This is a genomic window from Robiginitalea sp. (assembly GCF_982776155.1).
In genome coordinates this window covers 128,755-147,068 of the sequence record NZ_CEXZKX010000004.1, presented here as the reverse complement: position 1 = coordinate 147,068, position 18,314 = coordinate 128,755, and the positions used below count along the sequence as shown (strand labels likewise).

The window sequence follows — 18,314 nt, the reverse complement described above, 5'->3', positions numbered from 1 at the left end:
TTAATTTTATAGGCCAGCCGTTCCCGGGGGGCTGTGGTGCGTGGGTGGGGATGCGCTGCAGAAGCCCTACCTTTGAGTTTAAACCCTGACAAGATGCCCGAAAACGACAGACTGAGAAATATCCGGAAAGAGACGCTCTCAAGTGCCTGGTATACCCTGTACCGATACGATTTTGAGTACCGGCGTTCGGATGGCAGATGGGAGTCCCGGCAGCGGGAAGTGTACGATAGGGGCAACGGCGCAGCCGTTTTACTGTACGATGCATCCCGGCGGAAAGTACTCCTGACACGTCAATTCCGGATGCCTACTTTTGTAAACCACAACCCGGACGGCCTGCTCACCGAGGTTTGTGCCGGCCTGCTCGACGGGGCGGACCCTGAGGCTGCTATCCGGAAGGAGATCCTGGAGGAAACGGGGTACCGGGTGGAGCAACTGGAAAAAATCCTGGAGGCGTATAGTTCCCCGGGCGCCGTTACCGAAATCCTGCACTATTATCTGGCCGCTTACCACCCCGGGCAAAAGGAGGCGGAAGGCGGTGGCGTTCCCGAGGAAACCGAGGACATCGAATTGCTGGAGTTCGGGTTCGAAGAAATCCTGGAGAAGGTACGAAACGGGGAGATCCGGGATGCCAAAACGCTCATCCTAATCCAGTACGCTGCGCTTTTTGGCCCGTTGCGTCCAGTAGCCCGGGAAATTCAGTAATTTTCACGCACCCATTGCAGGAGTTCCTGCATGTTTTCCTTTATGACATCCGAGGGCTGCGTAAAGTGGTTGTTCATCATCGAAAAGCAGACCCGTTTGCCTGAGAGGGTAACCAGGTACCCGCTGAGGTTGTGGTTGTTGCTCAGGCTCCCCGTTTTTCCAAATACGTACGGCGACGCGCTGTCCCGGTACCATGCCGCCAGGGTCCCGTCCTGTCCCCCCTGTGCCAGCAAGGCAAATAAGCGGGGTTCCGGGAACTCCCGGTATAGTTTGTCCAGCAGGAAGACCACGGATTCCGGGGTAAAGAGATTATACCGGCTGAGGCCCGAGCCATCCACCCATCGGGGGACCTGCGGTATCCCGGGCAGGAACTCTTCCAGTACCCGGTCGCGGGCAGCCTCAAAACTCAGTGTATCCGATTGTGTGCCGGACACCAGGAGCATCAGTTGTTCCGCGATAAAATTGTCGCTCTCCTTCATCATTTTGGCGTACAGACTGTCCGAAGCCATGCCGGGAAGGGTTTCCAGGGGGGGCGGAGGCAGGGTATCTCCGCGCACAACCACCCGGCCCGAAAAAGCGGCCCAAAGATCCCGCTCCAATTGTCCGGAAATCCGCAACGGGATATCCAGGGTATCCCCGGGAGAAGGGGTTCGAAGGAACACATTCCGCAGTTGCGAGCGTGCCCGTCCGCCTCTGCGGGGGGAAAGACTGTCCCTGAAGATGGACGGGGAGACGTGCAAACTGTCCGGATAACCAATCAGGCGCAGGATATTTCCGTGAACCGGGAAGGCGCTCCGGCCCGGCATGTAATACGCGTCGAAATCGTCCCAGGACCAACCCGGCCCCCAGGCGGGATCCGTGAGGTTGGAATTGACCATCGTAACATGGGGGAAGCCCCGGATAAACTTCAGGGCTGTACTGTCCATCAGATCCGGGTGGAGCGCCGACGGATCGCCCGTCCCCACAACGTAGACGCTGTCGCGGTGCCGGGCGTATTTGAGGGCGGGTACCCTGTCTGGCAGGGTTTTCAGGGCGGCGTAAAGCGTAAATAGCTTCACGTTGCTGGCGGGTGTAAAATACTTTTCGGCATTCAGGGAGAAGAGGGTGTCCCGGCTGGTCGCATCCACCAGGAGGATGCCGGTGAACTGGTTGGAGTGCGCTTCGTTTTGGAATTGATTGTTCAGATGCCGGTTTACTTTTCGAACCGGCGAACAACCCGAGAGGAATACCAGGATTGCCAGGGCGCCCAAAACAGAATATGGAATGGCGAATCTCAACAGGTATCCGGGCATCGGACTATTTTAACTATTTGTTGATGAAAATATCAAATTTTTAACGACTTGGGAGCAATAATCCGCAACAATTTTTGGTTACTTTTGAAGAGACACGTCTAACTAAACAAACTCAAAAAATGGCTGGTTCGATGTTGGAGTACACAAAAACCGTGCTCCAGAAGGTGAGTTTCGATGCGCGTTTATTCAGCAGGGAACTCCAAAAAGCGATCAAAAGACTACTACCGAATGAACTGGAGGAGTTGCGCAACTGGTTGCTGCTCTTCACCACCGACAAACCGGAATTGCAAAAAACGCTGCAATACCTGCCCGTCTGATACACCCCCCGCAAAAGCGGGGTTTTTTTATCTGGGTTGTTTGCGGTTCCCCTGCAGAGTCGGGCTGATAATTTTAACATCCTGAAATGCAATTGCGCCGCGAACTACGGAGGCGATAACCTCCTTGAGGGATTCAGTTATCTGGAATTTCAGTTCCTTCTTGTGGTAGATCAGGCTCACCTCCCGCGCCGGCGGAGGTTCCTGGAAAAACCGCAGGTTATCCCGGTTGCCATTCCCCAGGTCCAGCGTGTGCAGGTAGGGGAGGAGGGTCATGCCAAGCCCTTCATCCGCTAGTTTTACCAGGGTTTCAAAACTGCCGCTTTCCAGTTGGAAACGGTCCGAGTCCAGGCGGAACCCGCCCTTGCAAAGGTTGACCACCCCGTCCCGGAAGCAATGACCGTCCTGAAGTAAGAGGATGTCTTCCAGGTCCAGGTCCTCGGGTCGGATCTTTCCAAGCCCCGCCAGCCTGTGCCCGTCCGGGACATAACCCACAAAAGGCTCGTAATAAAGCGGCCGCTCGGTGAGTTGCTCATTCCGGAGCGGGGTCGCTGCAATCCCCGCATCCAGGTGGCCCTCCAAAAGATTGGCAATCAACCTTTCCGTGCTCAGCTCCTTGATGATGAGCCGAACCTTCGGATACCGGTTGATAAAGGGCTTGAGGAACATGGGCAGCAGCGTGGGCATGATTGTGGGGATTATCCCGAGGGTGAACGTGCCGCCTATAAAACCCTTTTCCTGATCTACAATGTCCCGGATTCGCGCTGCCTCATTGACGATATTCCGGGCCTGGTCTACGATCTTCTGACCTGCTTCCGTGATGCTGATGGGTTTTTTGCTCCGGTCGAATATCAGGAGGTCGAGTTCGTCTTCCAGTTTCTGTACCTGCATACTCAGGGTAGGCTGGGTGACAAAACATTTCTCGGCTGCAACGGTAAAATTCCGGTGTTCCGCCACGGCGAGGACATATTGCAGTTGTGTAATTGTCATTTGAGTCTGTTTGGCGACTTAAAAGTATAAAATGTAAGGATAGTAATAGCGAATTATCATAGGGAGATTCAATACTCCGGACTGAAAACTGACTGAAATGGGAATTGAAACCAATGAGAGAACCCGAAGGATAGTCGGAATTAAAAAAGCCCTGCGGGAACTCCGCAGGGCTTAACGATATAAGAGAATGTATTTTAGTTGCCTTCGCTCAGAGAAAAGCTGCCGTCTCCATTGAAGTTCTTGACCTCAATGGTCACAGTCCAGATGCCCGAAGCCCCTGAATCGGTTACCCCGCTGATGGAATCTGGCTCGGATCCGCCCTGGATGGTCCGGTCCAATACGGGCATCCCATCGGCATCTTCTACGATGATTCGGAAACTTCCTTCAACCGCAAGCGTTACATCCGCGTTATAATCAGCGGTACTCAGGTTGTTGTTCCAGCTGAACATTCGGATAGTAGTCCCGCCATTCCCGGTGAAGCTCGCATCCACATCCCCGTTGAAATCCGAGGTGTCGCCCACGGTAAAATCCGAAGGGCTGGCGGTAAGTTGGGTGCCGTTAACACTTACCCTTGCAAAGGAGTCATCATCCTTACTACAGGATATAAACAGCACCAAGGCGGACAGTAAAAAGGCAAATTTTAACGATTTCATAATTTTTGAATTTTAAAGATTTGGTATCCAATAACAACCAGAACGTATTTAACCCTACTATTATTATAAAACTTTCAGATAACTTAGTCTCCGACACCTTTAAATCGCTCTTGAATTAGCGACGGTGGATAATTGTCTTTAAGATAAGGGCCTGGTTGGCGGAACAAGTTTAATAACCCCACAGATTGCAAGGCAAAAGCCATCCCGCGGGATGGCTTTGTTTATGCGTTGTTCCGGGGTAAGGTCCCGGCAGGATGAATAGGGTCCAGGGTCAGAAGCGGATATGCAATTCCACGTCGTCCCAGCCCACCTCAAAGGCGGCCCCGCCAAAAGTGGGCGGCCCCATCGCCATGTCGTTGCCGCTCATCCCATAAGGTTCGGAGGGCATGCCGTTGCTCTCAAAATCCATCCGCTCGTTGCTATTCAGGTCGTGCAGGACGGAAACGGCGTATGTGCCGGGGGTGACGTTTTCAAAGGTGAATGTCAGGGACCCCGGAGATGCGCCGGCCTTAAAGTTTTTGATCCCGGCCCCTTTCATAAACGTCTGGTCCGTGTGCAGGGCGGCCAGGATATCGCCCTGATCATTCAGGACGTTTTCCAGGGTAACGGTAACGGTAGCCCCTTTAAAATCCTGGGCGCCGAGGCCGAGGGAAAGAAGTAATGCCAGTGTAAATAAGATGCGTGTTTTCATGGGTTGCGTTTTTTGTGTTGAACCTGGCCCAAATCTGCAAAACCCATTTGCGGCATAAAAAACAAACTTGCTGAATTGGGGATTTCGGCCCCCGAACCGTGAGAGGTGCCGGCCTGAGAGATTACTCGGGGCAAGCGACGGGGGTAATTTAGGGGTAATCAAAGGGAAAGGCCCATCCGGATATCCGAGCGTTTGTAGGGGGAGGGGCCCCCGGCAATTTCCCGGAAGCCCAGTTTCCGATAGAGCGACAGGGCTGCCGGCAGGCGGGTGCTGCTTTCCAGGAAGATTTTCCGGGCTCCGGAATTCCGGGCTACTTGCAGGATGGCCCGGGCCAGTGCACGCCCGATCCCACGCCCCTGTGAGGCAGGGTCCACCCCCATTTTGGCCAGTTCAAAATCGTATCCGGGCCGTCCGGAGGCGAGCAGGGCGCAGACCCCAACCGGCTGCCCCCCGGCAAGGGCAACCAGAATATGGCCCCCGGGATCCAGGATCGTCTCCTGCGGGTTGCCTAACACCTGATAGTCCCTGGGTTCCATCTCGAAATATCGTTCAATCCACGCCTGGTTCAGCCTAAAAAAGGCCTCCCGGTACGCGGGGGTATAGGGCACGATTCGCACATCGTTTCCCGGGTGCATGCTATCCGGGGCCTTGGGAAATGTGTCAGCCATCCTGAAGGGGGGCCGACTTACGGTTCCCCAGGATTTCGACTACCCAGTAAATTACCTGCCCGATACCGTTGGCAAAAATGAATAGCAGGATCCACACCAGCAGCAGGTTGTTGTGCTGGAGGTTCGGATTTTTAACGGCGTGAACAATATAAAACACCAGGCTCCCCAGGCTGACGAGGACCAATAGCAGGATCATGGCAATAAACACGCCCAACCCGCCAAAAAAGCTGGCCGGCGGGGCCTCCTGGCCTTCGAACCGCTCGATATTTCCAAAGAGGGTAAACATGAATACGGCATAGCCGGCAAAGAGCAACACGAGCCCCGCAACCGGTGCAAGGGCAAAGAAGCCCTGCCAGAATTTGTTGTGTAACATGGTGGGTTGAATTTCCTACAAGGTATCGATTTCACCGTTCAGAATCAAGACAGTAGATGCTTTTTCATCGCGTCAGCCACTGCTGCGGCTAATCCGCCTCTTTGGCTGAGTTCGCCGATTATCCGGTTGAGGTCCTCCCTGCGGCCCTGCGATAGCTTAAAGGCAACGTCCACGGCTGTTACGCGGACCGTAAACCCGATAATGCCCCGGATTTGACGGAGTGTGGCCGGCGAAAACCCCTCCATGGATACCGGCTCCACGGAATCGCTTTCGTATTTGTCTACCAGTCGATCCAGGGAGGCCCGCAGCTGATCGGCATCCTGAACGTTGTAGACCCCCCGGACGTGTGCCGCCATATAGTTCCAGGTGGGCACCTCTTCCTCCCGGTACCATGAGGAGGATACGTAGCTGTGGGGCCCCTGGAAAATACAAAGGACTTCCTGTCCGTCCCGGATATGTTTCCACTGCGGATTGGCCCGGGCAGCGTGGCCGCATAGCTCCAGGGGGTCCTTGCCGGGTATGAGCTCAAGGGGTAAATGGGTGGCCATCGGTGTTGCCGGCCCGTTGCAGACAAGCAGGCCAAAGGAATGTGCTTCCAGGAATTCCCGGATCACCCGCGGATCTTCTATCCGGTATTTATCCGGGATATACATGGAGTGGTATCACTTGATAATTTTTATCCTGCGGCAAAAGCCTGACAGAATTCCAAAGGTAGCAATTTGGCCGTTTCCGGATGGCGCAATTCCGGATCGTGCAATTCCGGATGGCGCAATTCCGGCATGCATGTCCGGTAAATGCAACCGCACTCCAAACTTTGCATACAGCACGGATTCCATGGCATTCCGGCAAGGGATTCCCGGGAAACCCCGTAGTTTAAATATAAAAGAGAATATGCCATTTATCACACACAGCAAAGAGGAAGAACACAGTATTTATTATGAAGACTATGGGAAAGGACAGGCCGTTATCCTGATTCACGGGTGGCCCCTGAGCAATAAGATGTGGGAACAGCAAGTCTGGAAGCTCGTCGAATCCGGCTACCGGTGCATTTCCTATGACCGGCGGGGGTTCGGGATCAGCTCTGCCCCCTGGGACGGCTACGGGTACTCCGACCTGGCAGGTGATTTGAACGAGATCATCGAACAACTCAAACTCGACAATTGCGTACTGGTTGGGTTTTCGATGGGCGGGGGCGAAGTTATCCGCTACCTGACGGATTTTGGAGACAACCGCATCGACAAAATTGCCCTGGTCAGCTCCATCATCCCCCTGGTCAAGCAACACGATGACAATCCCGGGGGTGTCCCAGCGGAAACACTGGACTCCATCAAGGAGGCACTGCAGAAAGACCGGGTAGGCTTCCTGAAGGAATTTTCAAAAGGGTTTTACAATTTTGACGAGAACGCGGCAAAGGACCGCATCAGCCAGGCACAGCTCGATTACGACTTCATCGTGGCCTCCCACGCATCCCCCAGGGCCACCATCCAGACTGCCCTTGCCTGGATGCATACGGATTTCAGGCCGGAACTCGCCAACGTCCGGGTGCCCACCCTTGTGGTACACGGGGATGGCGACCAGACGGTCCCCATAGAAACTTCGGCCCGGCAGGCGGCCAGCGGCATCCCGGATGCTACCCTCAAAGTACTGGAAGGAGCCCCGCACGGACTCCACCTGACCCATGCAAGGGAGCTCAACGAAATGCTGGCAGGGTTCCTGAAAAAGTAAGCCAATAGACAGTTCAGCCGCCGGATCCGACAATTCGGACGGTTAAATTTTCAGGCCCGGAGCGCATACCGGTTCTTTGGAACCTGTGGGGAATGCCTCCGGGCTTCGTATGTCCGGACCTGGGGAAATGGCTGTTGCTCCCCGAACATTTGCTACATTTAAAGCGCACTATGGGTTGGAAACGATTTTTTATTGAATTGGGCCGCGCGAGCGTCGTGGGAGTGGCCATTTACATCGTTTTCCTGGGAATCTATTATTTCCTGGGCCGGGAGTTCACCTGGAGTATGGACCAGTTGCTGGATTTTTTACAACACATGGTCTTTACGCTGTTTATCTACCTGGCCAACGCCTATGTTATCTTCTTTGCCCTCAGGCGCTGGGGAAACCGGATTTTCAAATGGAAAAACCTGGCCCTTTCCCTGGCGGGCAATGCCCTGGTTTCCCTATTGGCCATTGCCCTGGCCAATTTTACGGTTTATGTTCTGATGATGGGGGAACCGGTGGGGTCCTTCCTGAAACGGCAGACCCCAGACTATTATGCGATTTCCCTGCTGATTGCCCTGGTGGTCTCTGGGATCTTTTACCTTTTTTATTACAACAAGTACCGGCAGGAAACCCGCGTAAAGCAACAGAAAATTATAGCAGGTACGGCCGCTGCGCAATTCGACGCCCTGAAGAACCAGCTGGACCCGCATTTCCTGTTCAACAGCCTGAATGTACTCACGAGCCTGATTGACGAAGACCCCGAACAGGCCCAGCGATTTACAACCTCCCTCTCCAAGGTGTACCGATACGTCCTCGAGCAGAAAAACAAGGAGCTTGTCACCGTGGACGAGGAATTCGCCTTTGCCCACACCTACGTCCGCCTCCTGAAGATGCGGTTTGAAGACAGTATCGTTTTCGAGATCCCCGAAGCCAGCAGCAACCCGGAAGCCCGGATTGTCCCGCTTTCGCTGCAATTGCTCCTGGAGAACGCGGTAAAACACAATGTGGTAACCCCTTCCCGCCCCCTGCATATACGCGTCCGGGAACTGGACGGCAGGGTAGTGGTCTCCAACAACCTGCAGGAGAAGGCCGTGGTAAAAAAATCAAGCGGGGTGGGGCTTCGGAACATCCGCCAGCGCTATGCCCTGTTGACGGACCGACAGGTGGAAATTGCCCGGGACGACAAAACGTTCCGCGTGTCCCTGCCGCTGTTAACCCGACAGGTTAGACGTGTGAGCCGTCAGGAGGAGTACCTGGAAGATAAGCGCTACTTAAAGGCGAAAGAACGGGTGGAAGCCATCAAGAACTTTTACGGGAACCTGACCGCATACTGCATCGTGATCCCTTTCCTGGCCTGGTTGAATTTGCGGAGTACGGACTTCCCCTGGGCCATATTCCCGGCCGTCGGCTGGGGGTTTGGGGTGGTGATGCACGGGTTGGAGGCCTTTGGATACAACCCGCTTTGGGGCAAGGGCTGGGAGGAGCGGAAGATCCGGGAATTGATGGAGAAGGACGATTTTTAGGTACACCGCGGTTCGGTAGCGGGTTTCGACAATTCGGTCGGCATAAATTCAGTTAGCGGGCCCTGCGTTGCATATTTGATGCAGAAACTAAAAACAACTACAATGGAAGACTTTTCACATGCAGACCGCTACCTGCGCGCCAAGAAACGCGTCGAGGATATACGCGGATTCTACGGCAACCTGATCACCTACCTGATTGTTATCCCTTTCCTCATCTGGCTGAACTGGCGGACGACCAGTTTCCCCTGGGCTTTATTTCCCGCAATTGGCTGGGGGTTCGGACTGTTGATGCACGGCCTGAAGGTATTTGGCTACGACCTGGTCCTGGGCCGGGGATGGGAGGATCGCAAAATCCGCGAATACATGTCGCGGGAGGAATTTTAACCTGAAAACCAAAAAACGAATCGCCATGGAAGATTTCAAAAAGGAAAGCAAATACATCCGCGCCAGGGAGCGCGTGGAGGAACTCAAGAAGTTCTACGGGAATGTCGCATCCTATATCTTCGTCATTACCCTGTTGGGAATTATAAATTACCTGACGTACTGGGACTACAAATGGTTCCTTTGGGCAGCCCTGGGATGGGGGATCGGGCTTTTTTTCCACGCCCTCCATACCTTTAACCTGAACCCGTTTTTCTCACGGGACTGGGAAGAGCGCAAGATCCGGGAATTGATGGAAGAAGAGGAGCGCAATCCGAAACGGTGGGAATAGACCCGTTAAGGGTCCGGCCCGGCTGCATACAGCGGCCGATTGATAGAAGTAGTTATGGAAACACCAGAAGAAAAGCTTAAAAGAGCAAAAAAACGCGTGGAGGAGATCAAGGGGTTCTACATCCACCTGAGCGTATTTATTTTTATAAATTTAATGCTCCTGATTGTGCAGAACATCCGGATCTTCTACGACGGGCAGGCGCTCTTCCAATGGTATAGCCTGTACACCCCGTTGTTTTGGGGAATCGGATTGGCTTTCCACGGGGCCAAGGTATTTGGCTGGCTCCCATTCTTCGGCAAAAAATGGGAAGACGAGCAAATCCGGAAGTATATGGAGAAGGACCGGAGGGAATCCGAAAAATTCAAGTAACCTGATATTCAGGAAATCGCAATATTCCATCAATAAAACCAACCGCTTTTGAACGCCATTATTATTGAAGACGAGAAGCCTGCGGCACGGCGTCTTTCCCGTATGCTGGAAAAGCACGGGGTTACTGCCGCGGTCCTGCTCCATTCGGTAGAGGAGGCCATCGAATGGTTCCGGAAGCACGACAACCCGGACCTGATATTCCTGGACATCCAGCTTTCGGACGGTCTTTCCTTTGAGATTTTCGATGCTGTGGAGGTGCGCTCCCCCATCATCTTCACCACCGCCTACGACGAATACGCCCTGCAGGCCTTCAAGCTAAACAGTATTGACTACCTGCTAAAGCCCATCGACGAGGACGAGTTGGCAGCGTCCCTGAAAAAGTTCCGGGAACGAACAGCGGCCAATGCGCCCTTGCAAGTCGATTTTGAGGACATCCGAAAGCTCCTGGTCAACCCGCTGGAGCGGGATTACAAAAAGCGGTTTACGGCACGGGTGGGGCAGCACCTTAAAATTCTCCATGCGGACGAAATTGAATGTTTCCTCTCGGAAAACAAGGGTACCTACGCAGCCACAAAAGAGGGGCGTACCTACCTGCTCGACACGACCCTGGAGCAATTGGAAGACGACCTGGAACCGTCGAAATTTTTCCGGGTAAGCCGGAAATTCTTTGTGAATGTCGACCACATAAAAGACATCATCGCGTATGCGAATTCCCGCCTTAAAATCAAATTGAACCGTTATGATGAGCACGAAATCATCGTAAGCCGGGAACGGGTAAAGGACTTTAAGTTATGGTTGGAGTAAATAGGTTCAAAAGCCTGAATAACAACAACTAAATACCCGCTATAGAATTTTCTTATACCGCTTATTTCTCCAATTCCTCCTCCGGATCCACCCGGTTTTCGTCGAACGAAGAGGGAAGTAGTCGGGGAATCAGACTGATGAACATCGGCAGTAAAACGGCCCCGCCTGGCAACAGGAAAATAGCGAGCGACGGGATGCTCTTAAAGATATCCACGAGCTGTTCCTGTACCTTTCTTTTCTCCTCCTCGGTGAGTTCCCGGACAGTGGATTTTGAGAGCAGGTACATGAGTTCCCTGCTTTGGGACAATTCGTTTTGCAGCCGTTTGCTGTTCCGCCGGATCAGCTTGTTGACCACCTGGCTCATGCCGTCGTAGAACCGCCCGTCGTTGAGGACCGAAATTTCCCCGGCGTGGCTTCCGAAAAACCGGGTTACATCTTCCAATGCCTGGCGGACATATTCGCGGTCCAGCCCGAGTTCTTCCCCCAGAAGAAAGACAAAATCGGATTCGCGGAACTCCAGGTTCCCGTCTTCCCAAACCGTCAGACAGGCCACATCCAGGAAATACCGGGCGGCCCCCGTACCCCGGTAGTCCTCGAGCATGGCGCGGTAACTCAGGTCCGGTTCGGCCTCCTGATCTTCCATATAGGTGATGGATGACCGGAACAACTCCCTGAGCCGCTCGTCCGTGGGGTTCTTTTTCTTGCTTCCAAGCGCCTGGGAGGTGATGTTGATGGTCACAAATTCCAGGTTCCTTGCGTACAGCCGCAATTGCTGGTGTCCGTCCAGGTAGTGTTTGTAGGTAAGGACATCCACGAACAACAGGGAATTGGTAATAATGCTGTTGAAGGTCTTGGAAAGCATATTGGCTTCCAGGTAGATCCGCGAATCCAGGAGTTTTTCCAGTTGACTGGACGTTTTCTTCCCGCTGAGGATTTTTTGAAGGAAGTTGATGCGCCCTACTTCCAGATCCTTGTAAAAATTAAAAACGGATTCCAGGAAATAGTTGAAGCGCACCGTGCGGTTGCGCAGTTGATAGGTGGCGTACAGTCCGTATAAAAGGTTGAGCTTGGCGTATTCGTCCTGGGTCAGCTTGTGGGCGGGATCTATAAAGGAGGGGATGCCGATATTCATTCCATAGGAGAATCCCAATTTGCGGAGCGCCTGGTATAGCTGCCCGAAATCGTCAAAAGGTTCGGCGTGCCTGGACGCCAGATGCCCGAATTTTTCAATCCAGCCCGAGGAAGAGGGATTCACGACCCGTCAGATTTAAAGGGCCAAATTAATTTTTATTTCCATGTCCGGTGTATGCGACTGCTGATTTAAAGTGCCCGGCAGATAGCTTTAACGTTATTTTAACATTTTAAACCGAACCCCGGCAGCTTTCCTCCGTAAGTGTTGGCGAATCACCTCTAAAAACTAAAAGATGAGAAAGAGTAACATTTACGGCGGCGTGCTTGGCCTGGTTGGCCTGGCCGCACTGATTGTGGCTGCCGACCACATCGACGCCCCTTCCGCGGCTGGTACGACAGCGGATATCGCAGATTTTTTTGCATTTGAGCCCAACGAGGGGTCGGACAACACGGTATTCGTGGTAGACCTGCAATCCAATGTGTTGCCGGACCTGGCGTACGGCAGTTTTGACGAAGATGTCGTGACGGAAATCAACATCGACCTGGACGGCGACCTGGTGGAAGACCGGGTGATCCAGGCAATCCCGAGGAGCGGGATGATGTATTTTTTCATGAGCGATACACCGACCACCGGGACGAGCAGCGGAATCTACACGGACAACCCGATTGGAAGCGTAGCGATTTCCGGGCCATCCGCCACGGTAGAAACGACCTCAGACGGCGTCCGTTTATTTGCCGGTCCCCGACAGGATCCGTTCTATTTTGATTTCTTCCAGTTCAATGCGGTAATAGGCGGTATGGCGCCCGAGGGCTTCCTTCCCCCGGAAGAGGCCACCGATACCTTTGACGGTGCCAACACCATGTCAATTGTGATTGAAATCCCCAACAGCATGTTGGGTACCCCTACCGGACAAAACGCCCTGGGCGTACCTGTGTACAAAACCTGGGTAACCACCAACCGCAAATCATAAACCCCTAAAAATTTACAATGATGAAAGTATATAGATATTTAGCAGGCCTGGGCCTCATCGGAATGTTGAGCCTCACCCTGTCCTGCAGCGACGACGACCCGCAGGAAATGGAAATGGTTATGAACCCCACCTGTACGGATGGCGTCATGAACGGCGATGAAACCGGAATTGACTGCGGCGGCAGCTGCACCCCCTGTATGGAAGGGATGGAACCCGACTTCAGCGGTACCTACGAGCAACAGGACCACATGGGCCGGCCCGGGATCAACACGGTCCTCAGCGCGGACATGGAAGGCGAAGCGAGCGTTAAAGACGCCCACAACGTCACGATACCCTCAGAGATGACCGCGGCATTCCAGGCGGGATTCGAGGCGCGCCTTGAAGCGTATCACGACGTATATGCCAACCTGCTTGGCCTGGACCCGGCCGATGTGGATTACGAAACGAATATCCTGGGGCTGGATGCCACCACGCTGACCACTTACCTGGCGGCGGACGTGCTTGAAGTGGCGCCGGATGCCCGCACCACCTACTTCGACCCGGGTACGGATAACGACAATGACGGTCGGATCCTGGTGCCGGACGGAGATGAAATCGGCCTGACCGGGCGGACCCTGCAGGACGACGTAATCGATATCAGCCTGATCCTGCTCTTCGGCGGGATGGAAGGCGACCGCTTCAGCGGTCAGGATGTGGATGGCGACGGGATGCAGGACCTGCCCAGGCTCACCTCGGACGGCGTAGCCCTCACCGCTACCCTCAGCGCCGACTTCCCCTATGTGGGAGCGCCTGAATAAGAAGCAATTGCTGTGAAAAAGAGCAGGGGAGGGACCCCGTCCCCGGACGGCCCTCCCCTTCTTTATTCGCGGTGGCACACCCATCACATGTTGAACCTCAGAAATCCTCAATCATGAAATATACTTTGTATCTATTCCTGTTGCCGGTTGTCCTGCTCAGCAGTTGCCAGCATCAGGCCGAAGAACGCATAACGAATCCGAATGACTACGACGCCTATCTAGCCGCGACCCCTTCCGGCCCGGAATCCAAGTATTTCCGGATCTGGAATGACAAGATACGGCCGGACAGCCTGCAGCTGACGAGTTTTGGAATTGTCGCAGGCGAATACGCCCGGGCGTTTGACAATACCGGGAACATCGACTACCTGAAAAAAGCGGAACAGGCCCTGCAGCGCGGGGTGGAAATTGCCGCCATCGGCAAAGCCGATTTTTACCGGGCCCTGGCGCGAAACTACATTTCACAACACCGATTCCGGGAAGCGGCCGCCCTGGCGGACTCTGCCATGGCAATGGGTAGCGGGATGCGGGCCAACCACGCCCTGCAATTCGATATCCTGATGGAGTTGGGCGAATATGAAGAAGCCGAGACGCACCTGAAAGCAATTGCCGACATGGTCCGGATGGATTACCTGATTCGCCTGGCCAAGTGGAGCGACCACCGGGGGAACCTCCCGAAGGCCATATCTACACTGGAACTGGCAACCGAAACAGCCGGGCGAAGCAAGAACCCCGTTTTGTTGCAATGGTGCTACACGAACCTGGCCGATTACTACGGCCACGCAGGGGAAATTAAAAAATCCTATAAGCACTACCTGAAAGCCTTGCAGCTGGATCCCTCCAATGCCTATGCCAAAAAGGGCATCGCCTGGATCGTCTATTCGCACGAAAAACAACCTGGAGAGGCACTGCGTATTCTGGATACCGTGTCTACTTATTACCAGAGCCCCGATATCGCATTGTTACAGGCGGATATTGCCGCCTCCCAGGGAAATTTGCAGGCCCAGTCGGTCTATCTGGACCGCTTTGCCAGCCTGCTCAGTGATCCGGGATACGGAGATATGTATAACGCCCATGCCGCCTCGCTTTACCTGGAATCGACCGGGCAGGTTGGCAAGGCCCTGGACCTGGCACGGCGCGAGGTCAACAATCGGCCAACCCCGGAAACCCATGGCCTGCTGGCCTATGCCTACTTTCGAAACGGCGATACCTCCAGGGCCCTCGAGCTCATCCGCGAACAAGTGGACGGCAAGACCTTTGAACCCCAAACGCTCCTGTACGCGGCTGAGATCTACAAGGCTTCAGGAATGCAGGGCCGGGCCGCCCAACTGGCTGCCGAACTCGAGGAGGCCGTATACGAGCTTGGACCGGAATCCCCGTCCCGGTTGCGGACATTGAAGATGTAGCATTTTCGAAACGGAGGTTTTTAGGATTCAAATTGATTTTGCTACACATAAGCCCTGATCCTTTTGGGAATCAGGGCTTTTCATCGAAAACTGTGAATTTTTATTGTTCATTATGGACGCGAATCTATATATTGCCCAGTCCAGAACCCAAACTGCCTGCCGGACGCCCCTCCGAAAGGCCCGGAACTTAAAACCTATATGTTATGGAAATCCTGTTATTTTCCCTTGGTATTACCGCAATGGCATTTTCTGCCGTGATGGTATACCAGGCCCATCATTCCCTTCAAAAAACCAAGAAAGCCGAACGACAGCTGCGTATGAAGCACTGATACGCCCCAGGAACCTTATTGGCGGCTCCAACCGGAATTTCTGGACTTTTCTCCCGGAGGGTCACCTCGTATTTCCGAAAACATCCTTATTTTTTCAAAATACGAGTTCCCGCCCATGATCAGTGTGGTCATCCCCATCCATAACGAACGGAACAACCTGAGCCGGTTAATCCCCCACCTGCAGCGCATTCGGGGCGATCATCCCGTGGAATTGCTGCCGGTCCTGTCCGGTGCCACCCGGGATGGTTCTGCGGAGGTCCTGAGGGAACTTGGGTTGGAACCCGTTAGATGTGAGGCTACAAGCCGGGCCAGCCAGATGAATGCAGGTGCAAGGCGCGCCCGGGGTACAACCCTCGTCTTTTTGCATGCCGATGTGTGGCCGCCGGACGAATTCTTCCGGGATATCTCCCGGACCTTATCCGAAGACTACCAGGCGGGCTTTTTTTCCTATCGCTTCGACAACCCGACGCTCCTGCTCAGGATCAATGGGTATTTTACCCGGAAGGACGGGCTTTTTACGGGAGGCGGGGATCAATGCCTGTTTATTGAAAAACAAACGTTTGAAGCCCTGGGCGGATTTGACCCGGATCAGGTCCTGATGGAAGACTTTGAGTTTTTTCGTCGGATGAAACGGGCCCGCACCCCCTATCGAATCGTCCATAATGACATGGTGGTTTCCGCCCGGAAGTATAAGCGGAATTCCTATCTGCGGGTAAACCTCAGCAATCTGTTCCTCTTGATTCTATTTCATTGCGGATGCAAACCGGACACCCTCAAGCGTCTCTACGGGAAATTATTCCGCCCCAATCCATAGGACCGCATCCGGTTCTGCTTGTGATTCTAAGATACTAAGTAGCTTTTTTTACCTCCCCGAGGGTGTAGAGTTGCTCCAGGGTGGGTGTCTCGCTTCCCCCTGCCGGCTCCAGGGTAATTCCAAAGGCCTCGGATTCATTCGGGTTGGGTAAGGCAAAGATCCGGTCATCCTCGGAGGCAAAATCCTCCAGGAGGCCCAGGCTTGTGGGGGTCAGCGGATCCAGCTTCAGGGACCATACCTGATAGACCATTCCCGGGGGTGGCTCCGGCAGGCCGATCGCATCGATCAGCAACTGCCCGGAATCCCGGTTCCAGTACACGCGGGCGTAGGCCTCAGGGGCCACCTGTTGGCCGTCGAGCGGCACGACGGAAATATTTTTGTCCCGGAGTTCCCGCATTATAGAATCGGTGTCGGCAAGGGCCTCCCGGGTCGCCTCCACCTGTTGCTCCAGGAACTGGTTGTCCTGCTGGAGTACCTGGACATCGGCCTGCAGGCGCTGCCGTTCGCTTGCCATCCATATAAGCCCGGCCCCGAGTACCAGGGCTGCCGCCCAGCCGGCCCAGGTTGCCCAGGGTTTCCTCCGGGGTTCCAGGGTCCTGACGCCGGGGGTCCCGGCCCGTCCTTCCGAAGGATCCGCCTGGATCCGCTGCCGGACTGACTCGAAATCGAACCGGGCACCCGACGGGGCCAGACTGCTGCCCAACCGGTTAAAGGCCGATTCAATCGCCTGTATTTCTGCCAGGATTTCCGGGTGTTCGGAAGCCAGGCGGGTCACCTCGCGGCTTTCGTCTTCGCCAAGTGCCCCGGCTACGTACAGCTCGAGGATCCCGGATTCTATGTAGGCTTGAACATCCATCAGTCGACTAAATTTTTACGAAGACGGGAGATGCAGTTGCGGACCCGCGTTTTAACAGTCCCCAGGGGGATGTCCAAATAGTCCGAAGACTCTTTCTGCGTCAGGCCTTTAAAATACAGCAATTCGATGATCTGGTGGCATTTTTTACCAAGGCCGCGGATCAACCCTTTGACGTGATTCATGTCCACGCCGAAGGTTTGCTCCTCCTGCTCTTCTGCCATATCTACGAAAAAGGTCGTATGAAGGTTCAATTGCTGCTCTTTGTGCGATTTAGAGCGCAATTCGTCGATTGCCGCATTGCGGGCAATATTCAGGACCCAGGTAAAGAAGCGGCCTTTGGAGGCGTCGTAACTGGCCCGGTAGTCCCAGATTTTAACAAAGACGTCCTGGGTGAGCTCCTCGGCCCGTTCCCGGTTTCTTAAAATCGTGTGGATCACCCCACAGATATTCGGGGCATACCGGGTATGCAATTCTTTAAAGGCGGCCAAACGGCCGGCCTTAAATTGTTCAATCAGGAGGTCCTGTTCCAATAGGGTAGGGTCTGGGTTTTGCTCGGTATCGGAACCTGTGCGGATTATTGGATTATACCGGTGCAGCTTACGCGCGCGCCGGCCGCCCCGCTGGGCTGGGAAGTAAAGTCGTCCGCGCCCTGGTGTACGATAACGGCCTTGCCGATAATATTCTTGTTCGGGTCTTCACAGCCCAGGCACCATTGGTCGGTCTCGAATTCCACAGTGGCGGTGCCATCTTCGGCGGCCGTGAAATTCCCGATATCGCCTTTGTGGTATCCGGCTTCGTCCCCCCACTGTCCATGGGGCTCCCCGGTCGGGTTCCAGTGCCCGCCTGCAGAAGTCCCGTCAGCTGCCGAGCAATCGGCGTTTTGGTGGATGTGGATGGCGTGTTCCCCGGCGCTGAGGCCTGTGAAGGAAGCCTCCATCATCACTGTTCCATCTTTCTCGGTAAAACTGACGTCTCCCTGCACCCCGCTGTCGCTCTTGGGCTCCATGGTGAACTTGACGATTTCCTCACTGACTTCCTCAGTGACAGTTTCCATATTTTCTTCCATTTCATCCGCGGCGGCGTCGGCCTCTTTCTTGGTTTCTTTGCAGCTGAAGCTGATTGCAAAAAGAAGTGCGAGTACGCTTATGGTGGTCTTTTTCATTTTACTGTTTTTGGATTCGGCTAAAAATAGGGAATATTCCAATGGATGGC

General features: G+C 54.2%; 24 protein-coding genes. 13 read left to right on the top strand and 11 right to left on the bottom strand.

Features of this window, described 5'->3' with window-relative positions; translation table 11 throughout:
• Positions 1–93: 93 nt before the first annotated feature.
• The gene (locus AC3DKS_RS08460; RefSeq protein WP_015755341.1) at positions 94–702 is read left to right on the top strand and encodes an NUDIX domain-containing protein; all 609 of its coding nucleotides are present in this window, start codon (positions 94–96) and stop codon (positions 700–702) included.
• Here AC3DKS_RS08460 and AC3DKS_RS08455 read toward each other — a convergent pair.
• Positions 696–1,994, bottom strand: coding sequence for a D-alanyl-D-alanine carboxypeptidase/D-alanyl-D-alanine-endopeptidase (locus AC3DKS_RS08455; RefSeq protein WP_272607819.1), 1,299 nt, complete (start codon positions 1,992–1,994; stop codon positions 696–698). The two genes, AC3DKS_RS08460 and AC3DKS_RS08455, sit on opposite strands and share 7 nt — an antisense overlap.
• Before the next feature lie 119 nt (positions 1,995–2,113).
• Here AC3DKS_RS08455 and AC3DKS_RS08450 point away from each other — a divergent pair, with 119 nt between their 5' ends.
• The gene (locus AC3DKS_RS08450; RefSeq protein WP_015755339.1) at positions 2,114–2,311 is read left to right on the top strand and encodes a hypothetical protein; all 198 of its coding nucleotides are present in this window, start codon (positions 2,114–2,116) and stop codon (positions 2,309–2,311) included.
• Between the two features lie 27 nt (positions 2,312–2,338).
• Here the strand turns inward: AC3DKS_RS08450 and AC3DKS_RS08445 are convergent, their stop codons facing one another.
• The 6 genes from AC3DKS_RS08445 to AC3DKS_RS08420 all read right to left on the bottom strand — a co-directional run bounded on the left by AC3DKS_RS08445 (position 2,339) and on the right by AC3DKS_RS08420 (position 6,336).
• Positions 2,339–3,298: a LysR family transcriptional regulator gene (locus tag AC3DKS_RS08445; RefSeq protein WP_015755338.1), complete on the bottom strand. Its 960-nt coding sequence runs from the start codon at positions 3,296–3,298 to the stop codon at positions 2,339–2,341.
• A gap of 194 nt (positions 3,299–3,492) precedes the next feature.
• Entirely contained in the window at positions 3,493–3,951 is a 459-nt protein-coding gene (locus AC3DKS_RS08440) for a hypothetical protein (RefSeq protein WP_015755337.1), read from the bottom strand.
• A 271-nt stretch (positions 3,952–4,222) separates the two neighbouring features.
• The gene (locus tag AC3DKS_RS08435) at positions 4,223–4,642 is read right to left on the bottom strand and encodes a DUF2141 domain-containing protein (protein ID WP_015755336.1); all 420 of its coding nucleotides are present in this window, start codon (positions 4,640–4,642) and stop codon (positions 4,223–4,225) included.
• Positions 4,643–4,800: 158 nt separating this feature from the next.
• Positions 4,801–5,310: a GNAT family N-acetyltransferase gene (locus AC3DKS_RS08430; protein ID WP_272607820.1), complete on the bottom strand. Its 510-nt coding sequence runs from the start codon at positions 5,308–5,310 to the stop codon at positions 4,801–4,803.
• Positions 5,303–5,683 carry a hypothetical protein gene (locus AC3DKS_RS08425; protein WP_015755334.1) on the bottom strand — a complete coding sequence of 127 codons (381 nt, stop codon included), beginning with the start codon at positions 5,681–5,683 and terminating at the stop codon, positions 5,303–5,305. Before AC3DKS_RS08425 ends, AC3DKS_RS08430 begins: the two co-directional genes overlap by 8 nt.
• Before the next feature lie 44 nt (positions 5,684–5,727).
• A complete protein-coding gene (locus tag AC3DKS_RS08420; protein WP_272607821.1) occupies positions 5,728–6,336 on the bottom strand; it encodes an FMN-binding negative transcriptional regulator in 609 nt (202 codons plus the stop codon).
• Between the two features lie 238 nt (positions 6,337–6,574).
• On the opposite strand from AC3DKS_RS08420, the gene AC3DKS_RS08415 reads away from it, so the two are divergent.
• The 6 genes from AC3DKS_RS08415 to AC3DKS_RS08390 all read left to right on the top strand — a co-directional run bounded on the left by AC3DKS_RS08415 (position 6,575) and on the right by AC3DKS_RS08390 (position 10,801).
• Positions 6,575–7,408, top strand: a complete 834-nt coding sequence (locus tag AC3DKS_RS08415) for an alpha/beta fold hydrolase (RefSeq protein WP_272607822.1) — start codon at positions 6,575–6,577, stop codon at positions 7,406–7,408.
• Positions 7,409–7,578: 170 nt separating this feature from the next.
• Entirely contained in the window at positions 7,579–8,916 is a 1,338-nt protein-coding gene (locus AC3DKS_RS08410; protein WP_272607823.1) for a 2TM domain-containing protein, read from the top strand.
• Positions 8,917–9,018: 102 nt separating this feature from the next.
• Positions 9,019–9,300: a 2TM domain-containing protein gene (locus AC3DKS_RS08405; RefSeq protein ID WP_015755329.1), complete on the top strand. Its 282-nt coding sequence runs from the start codon at positions 9,019–9,021 to the stop codon at positions 9,298–9,300.
• Between the two features lie 25 nt (positions 9,301–9,325).
• Positions 9,326–9,628 carry a 2TM domain-containing protein gene (locus AC3DKS_RS08400; RefSeq protein ID WP_015755328.1) on the top strand — a complete coding sequence of 101 codons (303 nt, stop codon included), beginning with the start codon at positions 9,326–9,328 and terminating at the stop codon, positions 9,626–9,628.
• Positions 9,629–9,682: 54 nt separating this feature from the next.
• Entirely contained in the window at positions 9,683–9,997 is a 315-nt protein-coding gene (locus AC3DKS_RS08395; RefSeq protein WP_015755327.1) for a 2TM domain-containing protein, read from the top strand.
• Positions 9,998–10,045: 48 nt separating this feature from the next.
• Complete coding sequence (locus AC3DKS_RS08390; RefSeq protein WP_272607824.1) at positions 10,046–10,801, top strand: LytR/AlgR family response regulator transcription factor; 756 nt, start codon at positions 10,046–10,048, stop codon at positions 10,799–10,801.
• Positions 10,802–10,862: 61 nt separating this feature from the next.
• Here AC3DKS_RS08390 and AC3DKS_RS08385 read toward each other — a convergent pair whose 3' ends face one another.
• Positions 10,863–12,056 (bottom strand): LETM1-related biofilm-associated protein, encoded by a 1,194-nt coding sequence (locus tag AC3DKS_RS08385; protein ID WP_015755325.1) that lies wholly within the window; start codon positions 12,054–12,056, stop codon positions 10,863–10,865.
• A 169-nt stretch (positions 12,057–12,225) separates the two neighbouring features.
• Between AC3DKS_RS08385 and AC3DKS_RS08380 the strand changes: the two genes are divergently transcribed.
• From AC3DKS_RS08380 to AC3DKS_RS08360, 5 genes are all read left to right on the top strand, one after another.
• Positions 12,226–12,903 carry a DUF4331 family protein gene (locus AC3DKS_RS08380; protein ID WP_015755324.1) on the top strand — a complete coding sequence of 226 codons (678 nt, stop codon included), beginning with the start codon at positions 12,226–12,228 and terminating at the stop codon, positions 12,901–12,903.
• 20 nt (positions 12,904–12,923) lie between these two features.
• Complete coding sequence (locus tag AC3DKS_RS08375; RefSeq protein WP_272607825.1) at positions 12,924–13,700, top strand: DUF4331 family protein; 777 nt, start codon at positions 12,924–12,926, stop codon at positions 13,698–13,700.
• A gap of 113 nt (positions 13,701–13,813) precedes the next feature.
• Positions 13,814–15,103: a tetratricopeptide repeat protein gene (locus AC3DKS_RS08370; RefSeq protein WP_272607826.1), complete on the top strand. Its 1,290-nt coding sequence runs from the start codon at positions 13,814–13,816 to the stop codon at positions 15,101–15,103.
• Positions 15,104–15,306: 203 nt separating this feature from the next.
• The gene (locus AC3DKS_RS08365) at positions 15,307–15,432 is read left to right on the top strand and encodes a hypothetical protein (protein ID WP_272607827.1); all 126 of its coding nucleotides are present in this window, start codon (positions 15,307–15,309) and stop codon (positions 15,430–15,432) included.
• A gap of 115 nt (positions 15,433–15,547) precedes the next feature.
• Entirely contained in the window at positions 15,548–16,246 is a 699-nt protein-coding gene (locus AC3DKS_RS08360; RefSeq protein ID WP_272607828.1) for a TIGR04283 family arsenosugar biosynthesis glycosyltransferase, read from the top strand.
• Between the two features lie 34 nt (positions 16,247–16,280).
• Here the strand turns inward: AC3DKS_RS08360 and AC3DKS_RS08355 are convergent, their stop codons facing one another.
• The 3 genes from AC3DKS_RS08355 to AC3DKS_RS08345 are packed head-to-tail and all read right to left on the bottom strand — an operon-like array spanning position 16,281 to position 18,264.
• Positions 16,281–17,102, bottom strand: a complete 822-nt coding sequence (locus AC3DKS_RS08355) for an anti-sigma factor (protein ID WP_015755319.1) — start codon at positions 17,100–17,102, stop codon at positions 16,281–16,283.
• Positions 17,102–17,632, bottom strand: coding sequence for an RNA polymerase sigma factor (locus AC3DKS_RS08350; RefSeq protein ID WP_272607829.1), 531 nt, complete (start codon positions 17,630–17,632; stop codon positions 17,102–17,104). Before AC3DKS_RS08350 ends, AC3DKS_RS08355 begins: the two co-directional genes overlap by 1 nt.
• 44 nt (positions 17,633–17,676) lie before the next feature.
• Complete coding sequence (locus AC3DKS_RS08345) at positions 17,677–18,264, bottom strand: superoxide dismutase family protein (RefSeq protein WP_272607830.1); 588 nt, start codon at positions 18,262–18,264, stop codon at positions 17,677–17,679.
• Between the last annotated feature and the right edge of the window lie 50 nt (positions 18,265–18,314).